A 23736-nucleotide genomic window follows, 5' to 3' on the forward strand; every position below is an offset into this window, starting at 1 on the left:
TCTCTAGCACAGGTGCGCAGATAAACCGGCAGACTTCGGCAGAGATCGGCATCCGACGTATCCACGCGACCAACTTGGTTTTCGCCGTGACAATGCGGGTACAGTCGTGAAATCTGTAGTTACAAGTCGAAATAGATGCAGAGAATGCTTGACGATCTCGCAAACTACGGCATAACATTGCTCAAAACCGCATGAACAAGCATTGAAGCGCGAATGCGGCACGATCTCGAAGAGGAGAAGTGATGATCACAGTGGGGCGAGGGCGACGCATTCTGAAGCTCGCCGGCGCAGCGACAGCAGCCGTGACAGTCCTGGCCGTGGCAGGGTGCGCGGCAGGCGACAGCGGAACCGATGGAGGGGATGGCGGAGACGTCACCATCGAGTTCGCCCAGTGGTGGGAGCCCGAGCTCCCCGACGGTGAGTTCCGGGCGCTCATCGACGAATTCGAGGACGCCAACCCGGGCGTCACGGTCAAGCTCGTGAGCGGACCGTACGCATCGACCAAGGAGCAGCTGTTCGCGGGAGCGGCCTCCGGCACCATGCCGGACGTCGTCGGCCTAGACGGCGCGTGGGTCAACGACTTCGCCTCTCAGGGAGTGATCGCAGACCTCACCGCACTCATGGAGGAGTACGACTACGACGACAGCGAGCTGGCGAGCCAGATCCAGGTCGATGACAGCACATACATGATCCCGGTGGTGAACTTCGTCTACCCGATGTTCACCAACGACACGCTGCTGGCAGATGCGGGCGTCACCGCCCCGCCGGCCACGCGCACGGAGTTCGCCGACGCGGCATCGAAGGTCTCGGCGCTCGGCGGCGACGTGTCGGGCTGGGTGCTCCCGCTCTCCCTGGAAGCGCCGAACGGCGTGCAGAACGACGTCATGTCGTGGGTGTGGGCCTCCGGAGGCTCGATGCTCGAAGACGGTCAGCCCGATCTGACGAACGACGACGTGACGTCGGCGGTCGACTTCATCGGCGGCATGTGGGATGACGGCTCGATCGCCTCCGGTTCCTTCACGATGAAGGAGCAGGACAAGGTCGAGGAGTTCACCAACGGTCGTGTCGGCATGATGATCGACTCGCTCGCGCACATCAACCTGATCCGCGAGACGAACCCCGATCTGAAGTTCTCGATCTCGGCGCTGCCGGCCGAGGACGGATACGACGGCGAGCGCGGCATCCCCTACGCATCCTGGGGCATCGGCGTCGCCGAGAACTCGGAGCACAAGGAGGCGGCATTCAAGCTGGTCGAGTTCCTCATGAGCGAGCAGACCAACTCGGAGCTCTCGACGATGGCGAACGCGTTCCCCGGCAACTCGAAGTCGGTCCCCGGGTTCGTCGAGGACGATGAGCTGTTCAAGACGGCGTTCGAGATCTACCAGGCGGGCTACCCGGCGAACGAGTTCACCGGGCTCCCCGTGGCGGAGGAGCTGATGCGTCAGCTCGGCGAGCAGCTGCAGTCGGCCTTCGACGGTCAGCAGTCGATCGACGACGCGCTCAAGAAGGCGCAGGACGCGTGGGTCGCGGAGTTCTGATCTCCCACGACCCGCATTGAACGGGGTGCCGCATCGCTCCCGATGCGATGCGGCACCCGACCAACCAAGGAGCCACGCTTCCCATGAGCCTGAGAACGTCCGACGACACCGAGGTGATCGTCACCGGAGTCGCGCTGTCGCGTCGCCGACGGCAGCTGCGCAAGACGACCGAGTCGTACGCCTTCCTCTCGCCGACCATCATCCTGCTGTTCGTGCTGATGATCGTGCCGATCGTCATGGTGATCGGCTATTCGTTCCAGGACAACGTGATCCTGAACAAGTCGCCCGAGTTCGTCGGCATCGGCAACTACGTCGAGATCCTGTCGGATCCGCGCTTCTGGAAGGCGACGGGCAACACCATCCTCTTCACGGTGACGAGCGTGGTGGCGCACCTGGTGCTCGGTCTCGCCTTCGCGATGATGCTCAACAGCCCGCTGCTCGGTCGGTTCTCACGGTCCTTCTTCCGGGCCCTGTACGTGCTGCCGTGGCTGTTCACGGTCGCCGTGATCGCCGTGCTGTGGCGGATGCTCCTCGCCCCGAACGGTGTGGTGAACTTCCTGCTCAACACCGACATCGAATGGCTCGCATCGCCGCAGCTCGCGCTCGGCACCATCATCTTCATCAACATCTGGGCGGGATACCCCTTCTTCATGGTGAGCCTGCTGGCCGGCCTCCAGGGCATCCCGAATGAGCTGAACGAGGCTGCCACCGTCGATGGCGCGGGTGCCGTGCAGCGCTTCTGGAACGTCACCATCCCGCAGCTGCGTCCCATCATCGTCAGCCTCGTGCTGCTCGACCTGATCTGGACGTCGCAGCAGTTCGCGCTCATCTGGATGACCACGGGTGGCGGACCGATCGACGTGACCGAGGTGCTCAGCACCTTCACCTACAAGCTCGCCTTCGCGAAGTACGACTTCTCGCTCGCGGCGACCTCTGCCGTGCTGGTCCTGCTCATGTCGATGGTGCTCGCCGTCTTCTACGTCCGTCACCAGAAAGCGAGGGACTGACCATGGCTCTCACCGTGCAGAACCAGCGCCGCGTCGCCAAGACCGGGGTCATGATCGGCCTCATCCTCGGAGCAGTGTTCGCCGCAGGCCCCGTGCTGTGGATGCTGTCGAGCTCGTTCAAGTCGAACACGCAGATCTTCGAACTGCCTCCTCGTCTGGTCACCGACACGTTCTCGTTCGACGCCTACATCGCGATCTTCACGAACCCCGAGACGATGCGGTTTTTCTTCAACAGCTACGTCGTCGCGGGCTCCGTCACGATCCTCACCCTCCTCGTCGCGATCCAGGCGGCGTACGCGTTCAGCCGGTTCGACTTCCGGGGCAAGCGCATCCTCAACGTTGTCATCGTCAGCGTGCAGGCCGTGCCACCCATCACCCTGCTGATCCCGTACTTCGGTCTGATGGTGGCGCTCGGGCTGTACAACTCGTACCTCGGGCTGATCCTCACCTACATGGTGTTCACGCTGCCCTACGCGATCATCATGATGACCGGCTACTTCAACACCCTCCCCAAGGAGCTCGACGAGGCCGTCCGCGTCGACGGCGCCGGATCCATGACCGCCTTGTGGCGCATCCTCGTGCCGATCTCGATCCCCGGGATCGTGTCCGTCGGCATCTACACGTTCATGATCGCGTGGAACGAGTACCTCTTCGCTCTCACCCTCACCCGCACGATCGACATGCGCACGGTGCCCATCGGCATCCAGCTGCTCATGGGGCAGCACTCGTACGAGTGGAACCAGATCATGGCGATGAGCGTGCTCGGCTCGATCCCGGTCCTCATCCTCTTCCTCATCTTCCAGCGGTACTTCATCAGCGGTCTCACGGCGGGGTCCGTGAAGAGCTGACGTCGTCCCGACGGATCCACGACCACCACGAAACAGGAGAAATCACGTGCTCTACACCGGCAAATCCATCCTCGATGTCGCCAATGCCAACAACTTCGCCATCCCGGCGTTCAACATCAGCGACTGGGCGATGTTCAACGGAATCATGGACATCAGCGAGGAGAAGGCCGCTCCGGTCATCATCGCGATCCACCCCGACGAGGTGTCGCACATCACCACCGACCTCATCCCCGCGATGCACGCCCGCGCCCACCGGTCGAGCGTGCCCGTCGCGATCCACTGGGACCACGGCGGAAGCTACGAGGAGATCATCTCGGCCATCAAGGCCGGCTTCACCTCGGTCATGATCGACGCATCGCTGCTGCCGTTCGACGAGAACGTCGCGCTCACGCGCAAGGTGGTCGACGCGGCGCATGCCGTCGGCATCCAGGTCGAGGGCGAACTCGGCACGATCGGCGCCAACGACAGCTACGGCGAGTCGGGAGCGGCCGAGATCATCTACACGAACCCGGAAGACGCGGTGCGCTTCGTCGAGGAGACAGGCGTCGACAGTCTCGCCATCGCGATCGGCACGTCGCACGGCCTGTACCCGAGCGACAAGAACCCTGAGCTGCGTCACGACCTGCTCGAGCAGATCAAGGCCGCGGTCGGCATCCCGCTCGTGCTGCACGGCGGATCCTCGAACCCGGATGCGGAACTCCGCCGCGCCGTCGAGCTGGGTGTGAACAAGATCAACATCTCGAGCGACATCAAGGTCTCGTACCACAACCGCATGCGCGAGATCCTCGGCACCGATCAGCGTCTGCGCGAGCCGAACGCGATCCAGCCGGCGGCGCTCGAGGCCATGAAAGCCACCGCTGCTGAGAAGATCGAGCTGTTCGGTGCGGACGGCAAGGCGTCGCTGTACTGAACCCCGGATCTCGGAAGGATGATCGGCGACGTGGGCAGAACTCTCGTACTCGGACTCGGCGGCACCGTCGACTACGAGCTGAAGTGGGATTCGTCGGTGTTCGACAGGCTGGCGCACGCGCACGGAGTGCGGCGGCACGAGCTCACCACCACGGCGCCGATCACCGACGAACGGTCGTTGCTGGTGGCGGTGCTCGCGTTCGTCGCCTCGGGGACAGGGGCGGAGCGTTTCGTCGCCTCGTCCGAGGTGATCGAGGACTTCGTGTCGCACTTCGAGCACGCGATCACGCTCGGGGGCACCGGTGTGCGAGCGGGGCTCGTGCTCGACGCCCTCGGCATCCCGAGCGTGCAGCACCTCGTCAGCATCGACGACAACGTCCGTCGTCTGCTGCCGGACACGATCTCGTACATCTGCTCGGCGACCGAGGACACCCTCGACCCGCATCTGATCGTGCAGTATCCGGTCGGCGCGCACGTGCGCCTCACGGACGGCGACGTCCTGTCGCCCGCGCCCAATCGGCTGATCTTCGCGAACGATCCGCCGAACCGGACGATGCTGCTCGCCACCGATCTGCCGACGACGCTGGCCGACGCGGGCGTCTTCCTCGTCTCGGGATTCAACACGATGCAGGATCACGACCTGCTGGAGCTCCGGCTCGCCGAGGTGCAGGGCGCGATGCGCAGCCTCCCCGACGACGCGCTCGTCTACTACGAGGACGCAGGCTTCTACACGCGCGATTTCGCCGACACCGTGCGCCGCCATCTGCTGCCGCAGACCCATGTCTACGGCATGAACGAGGATGAGCTGCAGGAGTACCTCGGACGCGCGGTGAACCTCCTCGACACCGACGACGTCATCCGCGCCCTCCGCGCGGTGCACGCGATCATCCCCGCGCGGGCACTCGTCGTACACACCCGCTACTGGGCGATCGCCATCGGACCGGATGCCGCCCGGCACGGTGCCGCCCTCGACTCCGCCGTCCGCGTCGCCGCCACCCGCTACCGCGTGGGCGACGCCCTGACCGCCGCGGACGTCGACGACACCGATGCGATGCCCCGCCACGGGGGAGGGGAGGCGCTCGTCGCCGCCGTCGAGGCCGGTCTGCCCGGTTCCGTCGGGGTCGCCGCATTCTCGCTCGACGTCGCCACACCGACGACCGTCGGACTCGGCGACACGTTCGTCGGCGGCTTCCTCGCCGGAGCCGTGCGATCGAAGGAGAACGTGTGAACCCGATCCTGCTGTCGTCCAACCGGCCCGCCGAGCGCTTCTACCGCGGCGGTGCGCGCATCAGCGCCTTCCGCGGCGAAGCCAGTGACGCTCCCCGCGAGCCGGAGGACTGGATCGGCTCGACGACCACGGTCAACGGCGAGCCCCTGGTCGGGCTCACCACGCTCCCGGACGGCCGCGTGCTGCGTGACGCGATCGAGCACGATCCGACGGCCTGGCTGGGCGATGCCCACGTCGCACGGTGGGGTGCGGACACGCGACTGCTCGTGAAGCTGCTGGACGCGGGGCAGCGGCTGCCGGTGCATGCGCACCCGCACGACGACTTCGCAGCGACGCATCTCGGTCGAGCACACGGCAAGGCAGAGGCGTGGTACATGCTGCAGGGCGGCACGGTGCATGTCGGACTTCGGGAGGACGTCGATGCCGCGGCGCTCGCCGACCTCGTGGATCGGCAGGACGTGGACGCACTGCTCGGTCTGCTGCACGAGGTGGAGGTCGTTGCGGGCGACGTCGTCTGGGTGCCGCCGGGCGAACTGCACGCGATCGGCGCCGGCATCCTGCTGCTCGAACTCCAGCAGCCCGAGGATCTGTCGATCCTTCTCGAGTGGGACGGCTTCGCGATCGACGGTGCGGAGGCCGGGCATCTCGGTCTCGGCTTCGAGCTGGCGCTCGCCGCGGTGAACACCCGTGGGCGCTCGGCGGCAGACCTGGACGCGCTGATCGGAACCGCCCCCGATTCCGGTTCCGTCTTCCCAGCCGCCGCGGACGAGTACTTCCGACTCGAGCGGATCCCCGTCGACGGCTCGACCGTCGTCGGTCGCGGCTTCTCGATCGTGATCGTGAGCGGCGGTGACATCGAGATCGACGGACGGAGACTCCGCATCGGTTCCTCGCTGCTCGTGCCGGACGCGGCCGGGGTGCTCGAGGCGACGGGCGCGGGCGAGCTTCTCGTCGCCCGCCCGCCCGCGCCCTGACTCGGAATCGACGCGGATTCTCCCCGGCTAGACTGGAGCCATGCCCGAACCGAAAGTCGCCAGCTTTCCGGCGATCCGTGGTGCGCTGAAGTTCTACCAGATCGCGTCGATCATCACCGGAGTCATGCTGCTCCTGCTGGTCGCCGAGATGGTGCTGAAGTACACGCCGATCCGACTCGAGCTCTTCGCAGGGGGATCCGGCGGTCTGCTGTGGTTCGCACCCGTGGTCGAGGGACCCGAGGGCCTCGAATCGACCGGCGACGGACTCAACATCTCGCTGTCGATCCTCGTCGCGCACGGCTGGTTCTACGTCGTCTACCTCTTCGCGTGCTTCCGGATGTGGAGCCTGATGCGCTGGCCGTTCCTGCGCTTCATCCTGCTCGCGCTCGGCGGCGTCATCCCGCTGCTGTCGTTCTTCATGGAGGCCATCGTCGCCCGCGACGTCAAGGCCTACCTCGCTTCCCGGGAGGCCGCCGCGGCCCCCGCCCCTGCCACGGAAGGTGTCCGGTGACCGAACAGTCCGAGACCCAGCAGCGCCCCGCGCTCGTCGTCGACTTCGGCGCGCAGTACGCGCAGCTGATCGCCCGCCGAGTGCGTGAGGCGGGTGTCTACAGCGAGATCGTGCCGCACACCGCCACGGCCGCCGAGATCGCCGAGAAGAACCCCGTCGCCATCATCCTCTCGGGTGGTCCCTCGTCGGTCTACGAAGAGGGCGCCCCGCGCCTCGACCCGGCCGTGTTCGACCTCGGAGTGCCCACGCTGGGCATCTGCTACGGCTTCCAGTACATGGCGCAGACGCTCGGCGGCGAGGTCGCGAACACCGGGCTTCGCGAGTACGGCGCGACGGATGCCGTCATCTCCGGCGACGGCGGCACGCTGCTCGGCGGCCAGCCGGCAGCGCAGAACGTCTGGATGAGCCACGGCGACCAGGTCGCCAAGGCGCCCGAGGGGTTCGACGTGCTCGCCACGACCGACGCGACGAAGGTCGCGGCGTTCGCGAACGAGGAGCGCGGCTTCTACGGTGTGCAGTGGCATCCCGAGGTCAAGCACTCCGACCACGGACAGCAGGTGCTCGAGAACTTCCTGCACAAGGGAGCCGGGCTCGCCTCCGACTGGAACAGCGACAACGTGATCGCCGAGCAGGTCGAGCGCATCCGCGAGCAGGTCGGTGACGCCCGCGTCATCTCCGCCCTCTCCGGCGGTGTCGACTCGGCGGTCTCGACCGCGCTCGTGCACAAGGCGATCGGCGACCAGCTGACCGCGGTGTTCGTCGACCACGGCCTTCTCCGCAAGGGCGAGCGCGAGCAGGTCGAGAAGGACTACGTCGAGTCGACCGGCGTGCGTCTGATCACGGTCGACGCGGCTGATGTCTTCCTCGGTCACCTCGAGGGCGTCACCGACCCCGAGGAGAAGCGCAAGATCATCGGGCGCGAGTTCATCCGCGCTTTCGAGAAGGTGCAGCTCGACCTCGTCGCCGAGGCGAAGGCCTCGGGCGGCGCCCCGGTCAAGTTCCTCGTGCAGGGCACGCTCTACCCCGACGTCGTCGAGTCGGGCGGCGGTGCAGGCACCGCGAACATCAAGTCGCACCACAACGTCGGCGGGCTGCCCGATGACCTCGACTTCGAGCTCATCGAGCCGCTGCGCGCGCTGTTCAAGGACGAGGTCCGTGCGATCGGCCGCGAGCTCGGCATCCCCGAGGCCATCGTCGGGCGCCAGCCCTTCCCCGGCCCCGGCCTCGGAATCCGTATCATCGGCGAGGTCACGCAGGACCGCCTCGAGATCCTCCGCGAGGCCGATGCCATCGCTCGCGAGGAGCTCACCAAGGCCGGACTCGACCAGGACATCTGGCAGTGCCCGGTCGTTCTCCTCGCCGACGTCCGCTCGGTCGGCGTGCAGGGCGACGGACGCACCTACGGCCACCCGATCGTGCTGCGTCCGGTGTCGAGTGAAGACGCCATGACCGCCGACTGGACACGCCTGCCCTATGACGTGCTGGCCAAGATCTCCAACCGGATCACCAACGGCGTGCGCGACGTCAACCGCGTCGTGCTCGACGTGACGTCGAAGCCGCCGGGGACCATCGAATGGGAGTGAGCGTCTCGCTCACCTGATCTCGAACGGGCACGGACCATCACGGTCCGTGCCCGTTCGCGTTATTTCGGGCAGGATGAGCGTATGACCAAGGCGCGGACGAAGATCACGGTGATCGGTGCAGGCAGTGTGGGCGTCAGCGTCGCGTATGCGGCGCTGATCCGGGGGAGTGCGGCCGAGGTCGCGCTCTACGACATCGCCACCGACAAGGTGGATGCCGAGGTGCTCGATCTCGCGCACGGGACGCAGTTCACCTCCGCGGCCGTGAGCGGCGGCTCCGACCTCGCCGTCGTCGAGGGCAGCGACGTGATCGTCGTCACCGCCGGAGCGAAGCAGCAGCCGGGACAGACCCGCATGGAGCTCTCGGGCATCAACGCTCGTCTGCTCGAGAAGCTCATGCCGCAGCTCGTCGAGCGCGCGCCGAACGCCGTCTTCATCATCGTCACGAATCCGGCCGATGTGATGACGGTCGTCGCCCAGCGTGTCTCGGGCCTGCCGCCGCATCGCGTCTTCGGATCCGGAACCGTGCTCGACACGTCGCGTCTGCGCTGGCGGCTCGCGCATCGCGCGAATGTGAGCACCGCGAGCGTGCACGCCGACATCGTGGGCGAGCACGGCGACACGGAGTTCCCGCTCTGGTCGAACGCGACCATCGGCTCGGTGCCGATTCTCGACTGGCCCGCCGATGAGCCGTTCACCGTCGACGAGCTCGACCGCATCGCCGTCGAGGTGCGCGATGCGGCCTATGCCGTCATCCGCGGCAAGGGAGCCACGAATCTCGCGATCGGTGTCAGCTGCGCCCGCATCGCCGAGGCAGTGCTGCACGACGAGCGGGCGGTGCTTCCGGTCGCGACGGTGCTCGACGGCGAATACGGGCTTCGCGGTGTCGCGCTGTCGGTGCCCTCGGTGGTGGGCGCTGCCGGGGCCGTGCCGTTGGCCGAGACGCCCATGAGCGAGCACGAACTCGCACTGCTGCGGGCCTCGGCCGACGCGATCCGGGCTGCGGTCGACGAGCTCGACTGATCGGCCACCGGAGATTCCCGGAGTTTTTTCGCGGAGATGTCGATCTGCGGCATCTTCGTTCGACGTCTTCAATGAGAGGGTCGACAGGCGGCCCCACCACCGAGGAGAACACCATGAAGTACATGCTGATCATGCGCTCGAACGACGAAGCGGTCGAGGCGTACAAGGAGATGCCGTTCGAGCAGGTCATCGAGGCGATGGGCAAGTACAACGAGTCGATGATCAAGGCCGGCGTGCTGGCTGCGGGCGAGGGCCTCAGCGACGCGGCGGAGGGATTCGTCGTCGACTTCAGCGCCGAGAAGCCTCTCATCACCGACGGCCCCTACGGAGAGACGAAGGAGCTGTTCAACGGCTTCTGGATCCTCGAGGTCTCCAGTCGTGAAGAGGCGGCGGAGTGGGCGAGCAGGGCTCCCCTCGGCAAGGGGTCGTTCCTCGAGGTGCGGCGCGTGACCGACGAGTCCGACTTCCCGGCCGACAACGAATGGATCGAGAAGGAGAAGGGCTGGCGCGAAGAGGATGAGGCGCGTCGCGCCCAGCAGTGAGATGACCGACTCCGCACACCGCGAGACGGTCCGCCACGCACCCGACGAGGGCGTGCGGCGGGCCGTCGCCGCCGTGTGGCGCATCGAGTCGGCGAAGATCGTCGCGACCCTGACGCGTGTGGTCGGCGACTTCGGCCTCGCCGAGGACCTCGCGCAGGAGGCGCTGCTCGATGCCCTGCGGCAGTGGCCGGTCGAGGGCGTGCCGCGCAACGGCGCCGCCTGGCTCACGGCGGTCGCGAAGCGCAAGGCGATCGACGGCTGGCGGCGCCGCGAACGTCTCGACGACCGGATGGCCGTGCTCGCCCACGACCTCGAGCGAGAGCAGGCGGATGCCGCAGACGCGCCGCCCTGGGACCCGGATGCGGTCGACGACGACGTGCTGCGGCTGATCTTCATCTCGTGCCACCCGGTGCTCTCGCGCGAGGCGCAGGTGGCGCTCACCCTCCGCGTGGTGGGCGGCCTGTCGAGCGAGGAGATCGCCCGGGCGTTCCTCGTGCCGACGGCGACCGTGCAGCAGCGCATCGTGCGGGCCAAGAAGACTCTCGGTGCGGCGCAGGTCCCGTTCGAGATGCCACCACGGGAGGAGCACGCAGAGCGCCTGGGAGCGATCCTGGGCGTGCTCTACCTGATCTTCAACGAGGGGCACGCCGCGAGCAGCGGTCCCGACTGGATGCGCCCCGAGCTGAGTATCGAGGCGATCAGACTCACGCGGGTGCTGGCCGCGCTGATGCCGCGCGAGCGCGACGTGCACAGCCTGCTGGCCCTGATGGAGCTCACCGCCGCGCGGTTCCCCGCCCGGATCGATGCCCACGGCGAACCGGTGCTCCTGTCCGACCAGGACCGTCGTCGCTGGGATCGCAGCCGCATCGCGCGGGGACGTGCTGCGCTCGCGGCCGCTGACGCACTCGGCTCGGGTCGCGGCCCCTACGGCCTTCAGGCGGGGATCGCGGAATGCCATGCGACAGCCGCGTCCGTCGACGACACCGACTGGGAGCGGATCGTGCTCCTGTACGAGGCGCTCGGTCGGATCGCTCCCTCGCCGGTCGTGGAGCTCAACCGGGCGGCTGCCGTCGCGATGGCGACGGGCCCGGCATCCGCTCTGCAGATCATCGACCGGCTCGGCGCCTCGGGTGCGCTGGCCGGTTACCACCTGCTGCCCGCGACGCGGGGGGAACTGCTGCTGCGACTCGGTCGCGCGGAGGAGGCGCGCAGCGAGTTCGCCGTCGCCGCAGCGCTCGCAGGCAACGACAGGGAGCGGGCGCTGCTGCAGGCCAAGGCCGACGCGCGCTGAGCAGACGGCACACAGAGAAACCGCCCTCTTCACCAGCGTCGCTGGGGAAGAGGGCGGTTTCCTGTGTTGCTATGAGGTCAGCTGCGGGCCTTGCTGCCGCGGTTGACGATCAGGCCGTAGATCAGCAGCACGATGATCGAGCCGCCGATGGCGAGGAGCCACGTGCCCAGGTCCCAGAACTCCGTGAGAGGACGGTTCAGGATCAGGCTTCCGAGCCAGCCGCCGAGGAGGGCGCCGACGACGCCGAGCAGGAGGGTGATGAACCATCCGCCACCCTGCTTGCCGGGAAGGATCAGCTTCGCGATGGCTCCGGCGATGAGGCCGAGAAGAAGGAATCCGAGAAAGCTCATGTTCAGCTCCTTTGTTTCGTGAGCCCTGGGGTGCCAGGGCTCGTGTGATCCACTGTGCCCTCTCAGCTGATTATCAGCCAACCCCTTGCGCTGGAGGCCTCGGATATGCCAAGAGGCCCGCCCCCGAAGGGACGGGCCTCTGAGTGAGGCGGTTCGCGGTCAGTTGTTGCCGCGGACGATCGCGATGATGCGCAGGATCTCGACGTAGAGCCAGACGACCGTGACCATGATGCCGAAGGCGCCGAGCCAGCCGTACTTGCGGGGAGCGCCGTTGCGCACGCCCTGCTGGATCTGGTCGAAGTCGAGGACCAGCGAGTAGGCCGCCATGATGACGACCAGGACGCCGATGATCAGACCGAGCGGGATGCCGAAGATCTCAGCGCTGTAGAGGCCGAACGCCTGTCCCTGGGGGAGGACGCCGGTCCACATGAGCACGAGGTTCAGCAGCGAGAACACGAGGTAGCCGACCATGGCGATCATGAAGATCTTGGTGGCCTTCTTCGACGCGCGGACCTTGCCGCTGGCGAAGAGAGCGAGGGTCACGCCGACGACCGAGACCGTGGCCAGGGTCGCCTGCATGACGATGCCGGGCCACAGGACCTCGAAGAACGCCGAGATGCCGCCGATGAAGAGGCCCTCGAATGCGGCGTAGGCGAAGATCAGCGCGGGGCGCACCTTCTTGCGCGAGGTGAACGTGATGACCATCGCGAGCACGAAGCCGCCGAGCGCGCCGACGATCCACGGCATGAGGTTCGGCTCGAAGCGGTTGTAAGGGTTCAGCTCGGGAGCGGCGACGCCGCCCAGAGTCAGGAACCAGCCGACGGCGGCGGTGACGAGCAGGATGGCGAAGAGTCCGGCGGTCTTCCAGACGGTGTCCTCGACGGACATGCGGTCGGTCTCGATCGCTCCGGCCGGGGGAGCCGCGTACATGCCCTCCAGCTGTGCGTTCGCCGCGGCGTCCATGGTGCCGTGCTGGAACGATGCGGCTTGCGCCCCCTGCGCTCCCTGCGGGGCACCCGGGTAGGTCGCGACGTTGCGCGGATCCTGCTGCTGGAACGCCGGGTTGTTGAAGGCGAAGTTGCTCATGTGGGCCTCACTCCAAAGTGGGTTGTAGGTCGCTTTCCTCCACGATACCCGGAAGGGCAGGTCATCAGGGTGTTCTACGCTGAGAGCGTGCCCAGGAAATCGCCTCTCGTGATCGGGCATCGCGGTGCGCCCGGCTATCGTCCGGAACACAGTCGCTCGTCATACGAGCTCGCCCTCGCGATGGGAGTCGATGCGGTCGAACCCGACGTCGTCGCCACGAAGGACGGCGTGCTCATCGTGCGGCACGAGAACGAGATCTCCGGCACCACGGATGTGGCCGAGCACCGGGAGTTCGCCGACCGGAAGACGACCAAGCGCGTCGACGGCGAGGCCCTCACCGGCTGGTTCACCGAGGACTTCACCTGGGATGAGCTCACGACGTTGCGCAGCCGGGAGCGCCTCCCGAAGGTGCGCGTGTCGAGCGCGAGCTTCGACGGTTCGCAGGCGATCCTGCGGTTGACCGACGTGCTCGACATCGTCCGGGCCGGCTCGGTCGAGTACGGACGCGAGATCGGCGTGGTGCTCGAGGTCAAGCACGCCACATACTTCGCGAGCATCGGCCTCGACCTCGCGCCGCTGATCGAACGCGACCTGCGTGCGGCGGGGTGGGCCGAGGGCGAGCTGCCGCTGATCGTGGAGTCCTTCGAGTCGACGATCCTCGGACAGCTGAGGGCCCGAGGCATCGCGGCGTCGTACGTCTATCTGATCGAGGCGTCGGGACGCGCGTACGATCTGGTCGTCGCTCAGGGCACGCAGGCGCCCACGTATGCGGCCACCGTCACCCCGCAGGGACTCGATGCGCTCGTCGGCCGGGTCGACGGAATCAGCGTCGACAAGCGCATGCTGCTCGCCGCAGGCAACTCGATCGTCCCCGATGCGCACGCGCGCGGGCTCACGGTCTTCACATGGACCTGTCGGCCGGAGAACGCCTTCCTCTCGGCGGAGTTCCGCGGCCACGGAGGCAAGAGCGCCTACGGGGACTACGAGGCCGAATGGGGCGTCATCGCTCGCACGGGAGTCGACGGGGTCTTCGTCGATCACCCCGACCTCGGGGTCGGATTCTTTCGCGGCTGACCTCGATCAGAACGGGCCGAGCACGTCCGGAACGGGGCGATCGAGGTGGAGCGCTCGCAGCGGCTCGAGGATCTCGCGCTCCTCGAAGCGGAAGTGCGACTCCATGATCGCGCCGATGCCGTCGAGGTGGCGCTTCAGCGTCTCGCTGCCCTCTCCGCTCTCGACGGCCGTGCGGAGTCCTCCGAGCAGGTGGGCCAGCATCGAGTGATCCTGCATCAGCTTGGCGATCACGTCGCCGAGTTCCGGGTGCTGGTCGCGCAGCGCGGGGAACAGGGCGCGGTCCTCGCTCAGATGATGCCCATCGAGGGCCGAGCAGAAGCCGATGCAGAACAGCGCGAGCTCGCTCGTGGCATCCGGAGCATCCGAACCGTCCTGCACCGCCTCCCTCGTGGCCTCGAGGGCGGCGCGGAGTCTCGTGTGCGCCCGGCGCAGCTCTGCGTCCCAGGCGATCAGGCGATCGGCATCCATCCCGGCAATTCTAGAGCCGGCATCCGCGGTCAGAGCGTGCGGTCGAAGGCGCCGCGGCGCGACACGATCTCCTTGCCGAGAGGCATCAGCGAGACGGGCACCATCTTGAAGTCGGCGATGCCCATCGGGATGCCGATGATCGTGATGCAGAGCGCGAGGCCGGAGACGATGTGTCCGATCGCCAACCACCAGCCGGCGAGGATGACCCAGAGCACGTTGCCGAGGAACGAGCCGACTCCGGAGGTCGGCTTGCTGACGATCTCACGCCCGAACGGCCAGATCGCGTAGCGGGCGATGCGGAACGAGGCGATGGCCCAGGGGATCGTCACGATCGGAATGCACAGCAGGATGCCGGCCAGCATGTAGCCGAGGAAGAGAGCGAGTCCGGCGAAGACCAGCCAGATGATGTTGAGGATCGTGCGCACGGGCCGATTCTCGCATCGACGTCTGAGCATCCGCCTGTTCGCGGCCTCCCGGGCCGATGGCGAACCGCCACCGGTCGTTCACCATCCGTGCACCTGCACGCCGTCGTTCGGCCATGCGGAATCGCTGATGTGGAGTCCTACCCGACTGATTCCCTCAGGAGCCCTATGTCCCGCCTGCACTCTGCGGCTGCGGTCACGACGGTCTGCGCACTCAGCGCTGCCGCCCTGCTCGCCGTGCCGCTCGCCGCCACCGGAGCCGAACCCGGTGTCCGCATCAACGAAGTCGAGTCGAGCGGGGGAGCACCCGGCGACTGGATCGAGTTCGTCAACACGTCGGCCGTCGCGGTCGACCTGAGCGGTTTCGTCGTCAAGGACGACGGCGAAGATGAGGCGTACACATTCCCGGACGGATCGGTGATCGAGCCCGGCGCGCATCTCGTTCTCGACCAGGCCGATGCGGGAGCGGGCGACTTCGCCTTCGGCCTCGGCAAAGAAGACCAGGTGCGACTGTTCGACCCGAGCGCCGTGCTCGTGGACGAGACATCGTGGGCGGCTCACGCTGCAGTGTCCTGGGGAGCGCGGGAGGTCGACGGCATCGTCGAATGGGCGGAGACGTCCGAGTCCACGAAGGGCGCGGCGAACGTCTTCGCATCCGACGAACCTCTGGGCGGCACCATCGCGATCAACGAGGTCGACTCGCAGCCGGCGGACTGGGTGGAGTTCCACAACGCGGGCGATGCCCCTCTCGACATCTCGGGCTACGAGATCCGCGACAACTCCGACGACCACCGCTGGCAGTTCCTGCCGGACACGGAGATCGCCGCCGGCGAGTTCCTCGTCGTCGAGGAGGGGGCCATCGGTCTCGTCGGTGGCGTCGAGACGGCCTTCCGCGATCCGATCGGAATCGGCAGCGCCGACCGCATCCGCCTGTTCGACACGGCTGGCGTGCTGGTCGACGACACGCAGGCATGGAGCGGCCATGCCGCCATCGACGGCGACGCCATCGCCGCGACCCTCGCTCGCTGCCCCGACGGAGAGGGCGCCTTCGTGCTCGCATATGCGACCCCGGGGGCGACGAACACGTGCGTCATGCCGGACGTCGTGATCAACGAGATCGAGTCCGACGGCGACGCGACCGACTGGGCCGAGGTCGTCAACTCGGGCAGCACACCGGTCGACCTCTCCGGCTGGACCGTCATGGACGGCGACCCGGTCGGCCACGCGGCGGAGACGACGCCGCTGCCCGCGGGCACCGTGCTCGAACCCGGCGCGTACCTCGTCTTCGACCAGCCGAAGGACTTCGTGTTCGGTCTGGGCAACGGCGACACCGTCACGCTGCGCGACGCGAACCTCAACATCGTCGACGAGCACGTCTACGCGGCGCATGCGGCGGGCGTCCTCGCGCGATGCGCGGACGGAGCTGGAGAGTTCGCCGACATCGCGGTCTCGACCAAGGGCCAGCGCAACGCGTGCGGCAACCCGGTGCGGATCAACGAGGTCGAGTCCGACGGCGGATCGCCCGGTGACTGGGCCGAACTCGTCAACCCGACCGCATCCGCCCTCGACGTCTCCGGCGTCGTCGTGAAGGACGACGACGACACCCACTCCTACGTCATTCCGGCCGCGACCACCATCGCCGCGGGCGGATACCTCGTCATCGAGGGCACGGACCTCGGCTTCGGTCTGGGTGACGGCGACTCCGTTCGCGTCTTCGACGGAGATCTGCTCATCGACTCCACCACGTGGGGCGCAGGGCACGCGGCCACCACGTGGGGGCGCTGCCCGGACATCGCCGGCACCTTCGCGGCGACCGCGGAGAGCACGAAGGGTGCGGCGAACATCTGCGCCGGCGAGATCCCCGTCTCGCCATGGCCGGGGTCGGCCGACGTCCGGGTGCTCGACACCGCACCGACGTTCCTCGAGGACAGCTCGGGTCTCGACGTGCAGGAGACGTCGGACGGATCGTTCCTCTGGGCCGTGGACAACGGCGAGGGGCGCATCTGGAAGCTCGAGGCCCACGCCGACGGCTCGTTCTCGCAGATCGCCGGGTGGGAGTCGGGCAAGCGCGTGCGATTCCAGAAGGATGCCGGCGACCCGAACGCCGCAGGCCCCGACACCGAGGGCATCACCGTCGACGGCGAGGGATCGGTCTACGTCGCCTCCGAGCGCGACAACAGCGCCAAGGGCGTGAACCAGAACACCATCCTGAGGGTCGACCCCGAAGCCTCCGCCGACGACCTCGTCGCCGAGCAGGAGTGGGATCTGACCTCGTCGCTCCCCGCCGTGGGAGCGAACCTCGGCATGGAGGCGGTGCAGTGGGTGCCGGACAGCGCTCTTGACGGCGCACTCTTCGACGTCAACACCGCGGCCCCGTACGACTCGGCAGACTACGCCGGACACGGCGGCGGCCTGTTCTTCGTCGCGGTCGAGGACAACGGTCACGTCTACGCGTTCGCGCTCGGCGCCGACGGCCGGGCCACGCTGGTGTCGGAGATCGCACCCGGTCTGCCCGGCGTCATGGCGCTCGACTACGACAGCGTGCTCGACGTGCTGTGGGCGGTCTGCGACGACGGCTGCCAGGGGCAGTCGGCCCAGATCACGCTGAACGGCACCGAACAGCCCGGCATCGCGCACTTCGCCCGCCCTGCCGGCATGCCCGACATCAACAACGAGGGATTCGCGACCGCCCCGGCCTCGCTGTCGGTCGACGGTGAGCGTCCGGTCTGGTGGTTCGCCGACGGTTTCGCCGCCGAGGCGCTGCGAGTCGGCACCCTTCCCGGAGTGACCGGAGAGACGCCCGGCGAAGGGCCCGGGGAGAACCCGGGGCAGACTCCTGGCGAAGGCCCGGTCTCGAGCCAGCCCGGCGGTGCGCCTTCCGGTGACGACCGTGACGGTGCCGCCGGCCTCGCTGCGACCGGCGCGGAGGCGCCCGTGGCCCTGATCGCTCTGGCCCTGATGCTCGTCGTCGGCGGTGCGCTCGTCGCCGGTCGGCGCCGGCGCGTCAGCTGACACGAGCGACGCGACGAGGATGGGGCGGATGCACGGGATCCCGTGCATCCGCCCCATCCGCCGGCAGTGTCGGTGGCGCGGCCTAGACTCGTAGAGCCATGACCGAAGCCCCCCTCATCGTCCCCGGATCCGTCGGCCCTCGCTCCACCGGAGCGCAGGGACAGGACGACCTCCTCGCCGGCCTCAACCCGCAGCAGCTCGAAGCGGTGACCTACCGCGGACCCGCGCTGCTGATCGTCGCGGGTGCAGGCTCCGGCAAGACCAGCGTGCTGACACGGCGCATCGCCTCTCTGCTGAGGTCACGCGAGGCATGGCCCAGCCAGATCCTCGCGATCACCTTCACCAACAAGGCCGCCGGTGAGATGCGCGAGCGCGTCGAGGCGATCGTGGGCGACGCGGCGCGGGGCATGTGGATCTCGACGTTCCACTCCGCCTGCGTGCGGATCCTCCGGCGTGAGGCTCAGCAGTTCGGGTTCACCAAGTCGTTCACGATCTACGACTCCGGTGATTCGCGGGCGCTCATCAAGCGGCTGGTCAAGCAGCACGAGGCCGATGCCTACGGTCTCACGCCCGGGGCCGTGCAGTCGCGCATCTCCAAGCTCAAGAACGAGCTGTCGGATGCCGACGCGTATGCGCGACAGGCGAACATGAACGACCCGGCCGAGCGGATCTTCGTCGAGCTTTTCGCCGACTACCAGCGGCAGCTGCAGAAGGCGAACGCGTTCGATTTCGACGACCTGATCGGCCAGACCGTCTATCTGTTCCGCGCCTTCCCGCAGGTCGCCGACACCTATCGGCGCAGGTTCCGTCATGTGCTGGTCGACGAGTACCAGGACACGAACCACGCTCAGTACGCCCTCATCCACGAGCTGACGCGTCCGGTCTCGGGCGATTCGCCCGATCCGTATGCCTCCGACGGCATGATGATCTTCGAGCCGGAGACCACGCCGGAGCTCGAAGGCGCGTCACTCACCGTGGTGGGTGATTCCGACCAGTCGATCTACGCCTTCCGCGGCGCCGACATCCGCAACATCAGCGAGTTCGAGCGCGACTTCCCCGGCGCTCGCGTCGTGCTGCTCGAGCAGAACTACCGTTCGACGCAGAACATCCTCTCGGCGGCGAACGCGGTGATCGGCAACAACTTCGATCGCAAGGACAAGAAGCTCTGGAGCGACAAGGGCGACGGCGACATGATCGTCGGCTTCACCGGGTACTCCCAGCACGATGAGGCCCAATTCGTCGCCGACGAGGTCGAGGCGCTGCATCGCGCCGGCATGCCGTACTCCGAGATGGCCGTCTTCTACCGCACGAACTCGCAATCGCGTGCGCTGGAGGAGATCTTCATCCGCTCCGCCGTGCCCTACAAGATCATGGGCGGCACGAAGTTCTACGAGCGTGCCGAGATCAAGGACGCCCTCGCCTACCTGGTCGCCGTCGCGAACCCGGCCGACGAGATGGCTGTCCGCCGCATCCTGAACAAGCCCAGGCGCGGCATCGGCGATGTGACCGAGACGGCGATCGCCCGGTTCGCCGAAGACCACGACATCACGTTCCGGCAGGCCCTGTCCGTGCCCGAGCAGCTGGGCTTCGGTCCGAAGATCCAGGCCGGCATCGCCCAGCTCGATGCCGTGCTGGCCGAGGCGACGGAGATCATGCTCCCCGCCTCCGGCGAGGTTCCCGCTCCGACCACCGTCGCCGACGGGCTCAGCGTGCTGCTGTCGAAGAGCGGCTACCTCGACGCCCTGCGGGCGAGCCGCGACCCACAGGATGAGGCGCGCGTCGAGAACCTCGACGAGTTCGTCGCCGTCGCGCGGGACTTCGCGCGCAACAATCCTGACGGGACGATCGTGGACTTCCTCACAGAGGTCGCCCTGGTCTCGGATGCCGATGACCTCGATGACGAATCAGGGTCGGTGTCGATGATGACGATGCACACCGCGAAGGGGCTCGAGTACGACGCGGTCTTCGTGACCGGCGTCGAAGAGGATCTGATCCCGCACCGCATCTCGGCGGGGGAGCCGGGCGGTCCTCAGGAAGAGCGGAGGCTCTTCTACGTCGGCATCACGCGCGCGCGGAAGCGCCTGCACCTGTCGCTCGCGATGACCAGGGCCCAGTTCGGCGAGGTCTCGGTCGCGATGCCCAGCCGCTTCCTGCAGGAGATCCCCGCCGGACTCATCGACTGGCGCCAGTCGCCCGGCGACGTCAACTCCCGGGGAGGCATGCAGTCCCGTGCGCTCAATGCGCGCCGGGCAGGCGGATTCGGCGGCTCCGGCGGCTCCGGTTCCGGCGACCGTTTCGCGGTGAAGCAGCTGCCGGGGCGCGACTCTCTCAAGCCGCTCTCGACCGCGATGGACAAGTTCCCCAACCGCGTGACGGCGAAGATGCGTGACAACGGCGACCTCGAACTCGCCGCCGGGGATCGCATCCGCCACACGGACTTCGGCGACGGACGGGTCGACGCGGTGACGGGCGAGGGTGCCAAGCGCATCGCGCACGTGCGCTTCGATTCCGCCGGCCAGAAGAAGCTCCTGATCAAGGTCGCGCCGATCGAGAAGATCTAGCCCTCTGGCGGGTTAGGCTGGCTGATATGGCCCTGTTCTCCCGCCGCAAGAAGTCCGCCGACGACGTCGTCGCCGACCAGTTCGACACCGAGACCGAGGAGTCCGCCGACGAGACTCCGGACGGTGCGGAGGCGCCGGCGGACGCCGCCGAGGCCACGCCCACCATCGGTATCTCCGTCCAGGCGTTCCGTGGGGTCGGTGCTCAGGCCGGACCGGAGGTCGAGCTGCCCGGTCCTGACGCGCCGGCAGCAGGGGCGCCTGCGACAGCACCCGCCCCTGCTCCCGCTGCGCCGGCACCCGCCCCCGTGGCCGAGCCCGAGCGTCGACTGCCGCTGGCGCCCGCGATGCCGCCCGAGCAGACCGAGACCGTCCCGGGCATGAAGGACAACGTCCTGCTGCGTGAATCCCTGAAAGAGGTCGAGCAGGGCGCCACGAACGAGCAGCTGCTCGGAGTGCTCCGCCAGGCGCTGCAGGGGCACATGTACATCCGCGTCAACGGTGACGCACGCGCGCAGATCAGTGAGGGCAAGCCTCTCGCTGTCGCGGTCGTGCGTGATGGCGATCGTCAGTTCATGCTCGCGTTCAGTTCGGCCGCCGCTGTCCGAGACTCCGTGCAGCTCGAGAAGGACCCGACGGCGACATCTGCCGTCGCCCAGCCCGTCACGTCCGTTCTGCAGCAGGTCGTCTCGGGTGACTTCGCCGGCCTCATCGTCGACAACGCCTCTGCACCGCACCGCGTGGTGTTCCCGTCCGAGCTCCTGCAGAAGGCGCTCGAGCAGGCAGACGTCGACATGACGGTCAAGTCGCTGATCGCCGCGCCGCGAGAGCAGGACACCGCATCGAAGGTCGGTGAGGCGCTCGCGACGAAGCGCATGTGGGTCGCCGTCAACGAGGGAAATCCCGGCGGACAGGTCGGGATCGCCGAAGCGCAGACTCCCGACGGCAAGCGGTTCCTCCAGCTCTTCTCGCACCCGCTCGAGGTGCTCGCGCTCGGTCGGGGCGATCGACCGCTGCCGTTCGAGCCGCTGCAGCTGGCCAAGATCCTCTCCAGCCACATCGATATGGCCGGGGTCATCATCGATCCGGCCGGCCCCAGCATCGTGGTCGAGCGCGACGCTCTCACCTCGGTGCTGATCCTCGCGATCGACATCGACGACTGACGGGCTTCCCCCGCGTCGCACCGGCCCTCTAGGGTCGGAGCATGGCCTCAGAACGCGTGACCCTGACAGTCATCGATCCCGATGGAGAGCGCGAGGTCGCGCTCTCGAGCCCGAACAGGGTCGTCTGGCCGAAGGACGGCATCACGAAGGCCGAGCTCGCGGAGTACTTCCAGCTCGTCAGCGTGCCGTTCCTCGAGGCGAACGGGAATCGTCCCGTCTCGCTCGAGCGCTTCCGCGACGGCGTGGGAAGCGACGGGTTCTTCTCGAAGAACCCGCCCAAGGGAACGCCCGACTATGTCGACGCCGTCACCGTGACCTACAACAGTGCGCGTCGGCATCCGCAGATCGTCCTGAATCGCCCGAGCGCGATCGTCTGGGCGGCGCAGATGAACACGATCGTCTTCCACCCCTGGGCGTCCCTCGCCACCGACCCGGACAATCCCGTCGAGTTGCGGATCGACCTCGACCCGCAGCCCGGCACGGGGTTCGCGGATGCCATCCCCGCCGCGCACGCGCTGAGAGAGGTGCTCGAGGAGGTCGGTCTCACCGCGTTCGTGAAGACCAGCGGCAACCGTGGACTGCACGTGTTCGCGCCCATCGAACCGACTCATGAGTTCCTCGATGTGCGGCACGCCGTGATCGCAGCCGGCCGCGAGCTGGAGCGACGGATGCCGGAGCAGGTCACGATGAGCTGGTGGAAGGAGGAGCGTGGTCAGCGGGTCTTCATCGACTTCAACCAGGCGAACCGCGACCGCACGATGGCCGGTGCCTACAGCCCCCGCGCGCTTCCCGGGGCCACGGTCTCGACGCCCGTGTACTGGGACGAGCTGGACGGTCTCGACCCCGCGGTCTTCACCGTCCGCAGCATCCCGAAGAGACTCGCCGAGGTCGGTGATCCCTGGGCGGGCAAGCAGGACGAGCCGGGGCGCATCGACACGCTTCTCGAGTGGTGGGAGCGGGACAAGGCGGCGGGCCTCGGCGAGTTGTCGTTCCCGCCCGAGTTTCCCAAGATGCCCGGAGAGCCCCCACGCGTGCAGCCCAGCAAGAAGGTCGACGCCCACTGGGATGCGAACGGTGATCCCGTCGAGGAGTGAGCCTCAGCCGATGACCTCGGCCAGGTCGTACCCGGCCACGGTGTCGAGCTGGTCGTAGGTGCACGACCGCGCATCCCGGTCCGGACGCCAGCGGTCGAACTGCACCGTATGGCGGAACCGCGAACCCTCGAGCTGGTCGTAGCGCACCTCGAGCACGAGCTCGGGGCGCAGCCGGACGAACGAGACATCCTTGGACCCGCTGAAGCGCGAACGCTCACCCTCACCGGTGAGGGCCTCGCCGGAGTCGTCGCGCTGCACGAGCGGGGCGAGCTCCTCGACGAGCTCCCGGCGGCGCACATCACTCCATGCGGCCACGCCGCCGACCTGCCGCAGGGTGCCGTCGGAGTCGTAGAGGCCGACGAGCAGAGACCCGACGCCCGACCCGGACTTGTGCACGCGGTAGCCGAGCGCGACCACGTCAGCGGTGCGGGCATGCTTGATCTTGATGAGGGTGCGCTTTCCGGGCGCGTACGGCTGATCGAGTGGCTTGGCGACGACCCCGTCGAGCCCTGCGCCCTCGAACTCGGCGAGCCAGCGCACGGCGGCGTCCCGATCGCGGGTGGTGCGCGTGATGTGCAGGGGATGCTCGACCCCTTCCATCAGGGTCTCCAGGCGCGCGCGGCGTTCGGCGAACGGAGTGCTCAGGAGGTCTTCGTCGTCGACGGCCAGCAGATCGAAGGCGATGAACATCGCAGGCGTCTCCGCGGCGAGCTTCGCCACTCGTGAGGCCGCGGGATGGATGCGCTGACTCAGCGCCTCCCAATCGAGTCGCTGCGCCCCCTCGTGTCCCGTGGCCACGACGATCTCTCCGTCGAGCAGGCACGGCCTCGGAAGCAGTCGCGGGATCGCCTCGACGAGCTCGGGGAAGTATCTCGTCAGCGGTTTCGCGCCGCGGGAGCCGATCTCGACGGTCTCGCCGTCCCAGGCGATCAGCCCGCGGAATCCGTCCCACTTGGGCTCGAACAGCAGCCCTCCGGCGGTCTTCGCGGGATCGGGGACGGATGCTGCCGCCTTCGCCAGCATCGGGGACGGGATCTCGTAGCGCATGGATCCATCCT

21 protein-coding genes are annotated in these 23736 nt (G+C 67.6%); 16 read left to right on the forward strand and 5 right to left on the reverse strand.

All coding sequences use genetic code 11. From position 1 onward, the window contains the following. The first annotated feature begins 242 nt into the window (after positions 1-242). The 11 genes from ASE34_RS05525 to ASE34_RS05575 all read left to right on the forward strand — a co-directional run bounded on the left by ASE34_RS05525 (position 243) and on the right by ASE34_RS05575 (position 11451). The gene (locus ASE34_RS05525; protein WP_056277298.1) at positions 243-1538 is read left to right on the forward strand and encodes an ABC transporter substrate-binding protein; all 1296 of its coding nucleotides are present in this window, start codon (positions 243-245) and stop codon (positions 1536-1538) included. 83 nt (positions 1539-1621) lie between these two features. After that, positions 1622-2545 carry a carbohydrate ABC transporter permease gene (locus ASE34_RS05530; protein WP_053098977.1) on the forward strand — a complete coding sequence of 308 codons (924 nt, stop codon included), beginning with the start codon at positions 1622-1624 and terminating at the stop codon, positions 2543-2545. A gap of 2 nt (positions 2546-2547) precedes the next feature. Then, the gene (locus ASE34_RS05535; protein ID WP_053098978.1) at positions 2548-3393 is read left to right on the forward strand and encodes a carbohydrate ABC transporter permease; all 846 of its coding nucleotides are present in this window, start codon (positions 2548-2550) and stop codon (positions 3391-3393) included. A 46-nt stretch (positions 3394-3439) separates the two neighbouring features. Beyond that, positions 3440-4303 (forward strand): ketose-bisphosphate aldolase, encoded by an 864-nt coding sequence (locus ASE34_RS05540; RefSeq protein ID WP_053098979.1) that lies wholly within the window; start codon positions 3440-3442, stop codon positions 4301-4303. A gap of 30 nt (positions 4304-4333) precedes the next feature. After that, a complete protein-coding gene (locus ASE34_RS05545) occupies positions 4334-5530 on the forward strand; it encodes an ADP-dependent glucokinase/phosphofructokinase (RefSeq protein WP_157538103.1) in 1197 nt (398 codons plus the stop codon). After that, complete coding sequence (locus ASE34_RS05550) at positions 5527-6504, forward strand: class I mannose-6-phosphate isomerase (RefSeq protein ID WP_056277304.1); 978 nt, start codon at positions 5527-5529, stop codon at positions 6502-6504. Before ASE34_RS05545 ends, ASE34_RS05550 begins: the two co-directional genes overlap by 4 nt. A gap of 40 nt (positions 6505-6544) precedes the next feature. After that, a complete protein-coding gene (locus tag ASE34_RS05555; RefSeq protein ID WP_053098982.1) occupies positions 6545-7015 on the forward strand; it encodes a DUF3817 domain-containing protein in 471 nt (156 codons plus the stop codon). Next, entirely contained in the window at positions 7012-8598 is a 1587-nt protein-coding gene (gene guaA / locus ASE34_RS05560; RefSeq protein WP_053098983.1) for a glutamine-hydrolyzing GMP synthase, read from the forward strand. The genes ASE34_RS05555 and guaA overlap by 4 nt, the downstream gene beginning before the upstream one ends. Positions 8599-8679: 81 nt before the next feature. Then, the gene (locus ASE34_RS05565; RefSeq protein ID WP_053098984.1) at positions 8680-9618 is read left to right on the forward strand and encodes an L-lactate dehydrogenase; all 939 of its coding nucleotides are present in this window, start codon (positions 8680-8682) and stop codon (positions 9616-9618) included. 113 nt (positions 9619-9731) lie between these two features. Then, positions 9732-10160 carry a YciI family protein gene (locus tag ASE34_RS05570; RefSeq protein WP_056277306.1) on the forward strand — a complete coding sequence of 143 codons (429 nt, stop codon included), beginning with the start codon at positions 9732-9734 and terminating at the stop codon, positions 10158-10160. A gap of 1 nt (position 10161) precedes the next feature. Further along, the gene (locus ASE34_RS05575) at positions 10162-11451 is read left to right on the forward strand and encodes an RNA polymerase sigma factor (protein WP_056277308.1); all 1290 of its coding nucleotides are present in this window, start codon (positions 10162-10164) and stop codon (positions 11449-11451) included. A 77-nt stretch (positions 11452-11528) separates the two neighbouring features. Here the strand turns inward: ASE34_RS05575 and ASE34_RS05580 are convergent, their stop codons facing one another. Both ASE34_RS05580 and ASE34_RS05585 read right to left on the reverse strand, forming a co-directional pair. Further along, the gene (locus ASE34_RS05580) at positions 11529-11801 is read right to left on the reverse strand and encodes a GlsB/YeaQ/YmgE family stress response membrane protein (RefSeq protein WP_053098987.1); all 273 of its coding nucleotides are present in this window, start codon (positions 11799-11801) and stop codon (positions 11529-11531) included. Positions 11802-11960: 159 nt separating this feature from the next. Then, entirely contained in the window at positions 11961-12887 is a 927-nt protein-coding gene (locus ASE34_RS05585; RefSeq protein ID WP_056277311.1) for a Bax inhibitor-1/YccA family membrane protein, read from the reverse strand. A gap of 87 nt (positions 12888-12974) precedes the next feature. Here ASE34_RS05585 and ASE34_RS05590 point away from each other — a divergent pair, with 87 nt between their 5' ends. Then, on the forward strand, positions 12975-13961 hold the full coding sequence (locus tag ASE34_RS05590) for a glycerophosphodiester phosphodiesterase family protein (RefSeq protein WP_056277746.1): 987 nt from the start codon (positions 12975-12977) through the stop codon (positions 13959-13961). A 6-nt stretch (positions 13962-13967) separates the two neighbouring features. On the opposite strand, the gene ASE34_RS05595 is transcribed toward ASE34_RS05590, so the two are convergent. Next, complete coding sequence (locus ASE34_RS05595) at positions 13968-14429, reverse strand: hemerythrin domain-containing protein (RefSeq protein WP_157538105.1); 462 nt, start codon at positions 14427-14429, stop codon at positions 13968-13970. A 29-nt stretch (positions 14430-14458) separates the two neighbouring features. Continuing rightward, positions 14459-14854, reverse strand: a complete 396-nt coding sequence (locus tag ASE34_RS05600; RefSeq protein ID WP_053098990.1) for a YccF domain-containing protein — start codon at positions 14852-14854, stop codon at positions 14459-14461. Between the two features lie 165 nt (positions 14855-15019). Here ASE34_RS05600 and ASE34_RS05605 point away from each other — a divergent pair, with 165 nt between their 5' ends. The 4 genes from ASE34_RS05605 to ligD all read left to right on the forward strand — a co-directional run bounded on the left by ASE34_RS05605 (position 15020) and on the right by ligD (position 22678). Further along, the gene (locus tag ASE34_RS05605; RefSeq protein ID WP_056277315.1) at positions 15020-17863 is read left to right on the forward strand and encodes a lamin tail domain-containing protein; all 2844 of its coding nucleotides are present in this window, start codon (positions 15020-15022) and stop codon (positions 17861-17863) included. A 98-nt stretch (positions 17864-17961) separates the two neighbouring features. Continuing rightward, positions 17962-20424: an ATP-dependent helicase gene (locus ASE34_RS05610; protein WP_053098992.1), complete on the forward strand. Its 2463-nt coding sequence runs from the start codon at positions 17962-17964 to the stop codon at positions 20422-20424. A 26-nt stretch (positions 20425-20450) separates the two neighbouring features. After that, complete coding sequence (locus ASE34_RS05615) at positions 20451-21584, forward strand: SseB family protein (protein WP_056277318.1); 1134 nt, start codon at positions 20451-20453, stop codon at positions 21582-21584. Positions 21585-21625: 41 nt separating this feature from the next. Beyond that, positions 21626-22678: a non-homologous end-joining DNA ligase gene (gene ligD / locus ASE34_RS05620; protein ID WP_056277321.1), complete on the forward strand. Its 1053-nt coding sequence runs from the start codon at positions 21626-21628 to the stop codon at positions 22676-22678. A 3-nt stretch (positions 22679-22681) separates the two neighbouring features. Here ligD and ASE34_RS05625 read toward each other — a convergent pair whose 3' ends face one another. Then, positions 22682-23725, reverse strand: a complete 1044-nt coding sequence (locus tag ASE34_RS05625; RefSeq protein ID WP_056277324.1) for an ATP-dependent DNA ligase — start codon at positions 23723-23725, stop codon at positions 22682-22684. Positions 23726-23736: the final 11 nt, after the last annotated feature.

Source organism: Microbacterium sp. Root280D1, from assembly GCF_001428975.1.
Lineage (GTDB): Bacteria > Actinomycetota > Actinomycetes > Actinomycetales > Microbacteriaceae > Microbacterium.

Coding starts and splice junctions, on each gene's coding strand:
- ASE34_RS05525 (WP_056277298.1), top strand. CDS start 243: ATGATCACAGTGGGGCGAGGGCGACGCATTCTGAAGCTCGCCGGCGCA.
- ASE34_RS05530 (WP_053098977.1), top strand. CDS start 1,622: ATGAGCCTGAGAACGTCCGACGACACCGAGGTGATCGTCACCGGAGTC.
- ASE34_RS05535 (WP_053098978.1), top strand. CDS start 2,548: ATGGCTCTCACCGTGCAGAACCAGCGCCGCGTCGCCAAGACCGGGGTC.
- ASE34_RS05555 (WP_053098982.1), top strand. CDS start 6,545: ATGCCCGAACCGAAAGTCGCCAGCTTTCCGGCGATCCGTGGTGCGCTG.
- ASE34_RS05565 (WP_053098984.1), top strand. CDS start 8,680: ATGACCAAGGCGCGGACGAAGATCACGGTGATCGGTGCAGGCAGTGTG.
- ASE34_RS05570 (WP_056277306.1), top strand. CDS start 9,732: ATGAAGTACATGCTGATCATGCGCTCGAACGACGAAGCGGTCGAGGCG.
- ASE34_RS05575 (WP_056277308.1), top strand. CDS start 10,162: ATGACCGACTCCGCACACCGCGAGACGGTCCGCCACGCACCCGACGAG.
- ASE34_RS05580 (WP_053098987.1), bottom strand. CDS start 11,801: ATGAGCTTTCTCGGATTCCTTCTTCTCGGCCTCATCGCCGGAGCCATC.
- ASE34_RS05585 (WP_056277311.1), bottom strand. CDS start 12,887: ATGAGCAACTTCGCCTTCAACAACCCGGCGTTCCAGCAGCAGGATCCG.
- ASE34_RS05595 (WP_157538105.1), bottom strand. CDS start 14,429: ATGGATGCCGATCGCCTGATCGCCTGGGACGCAGAGCTGCGCCGGGCG.
- ASE34_RS05605 (WP_056277315.1), top strand. CDS start 15,020: ATGTCCCGCCTGCACTCTGCGGCTGCGGTCACGACGGTCTGCGCACTC.
- ASE34_RS05610 (WP_053098992.1), top strand. CDS start 17,962: ATGACCGAAGCCCCCCTCATCGTCCCCGGATCCGTCGGCCCTCGCTCC.
- ASE34_RS05615 (WP_056277318.1), top strand. CDS start 20,451: ATGGCCCTGTTCTCCCGCCGCAAGAAGTCCGCCGACGACGTCGTCGCC.
- ligD (WP_056277321.1), top strand. CDS start 21,626: ATGGCCTCAGAACGCGTGACCCTGACAGTCATCGATCCCGATGGAGAG.
- ASE34_RS05625 (WP_056277324.1), bottom strand. CDS start 23,725: ATGCGCTACGAGATCCCGTCCCCGATGCTGGCGAAGGCGGCAGCATCC.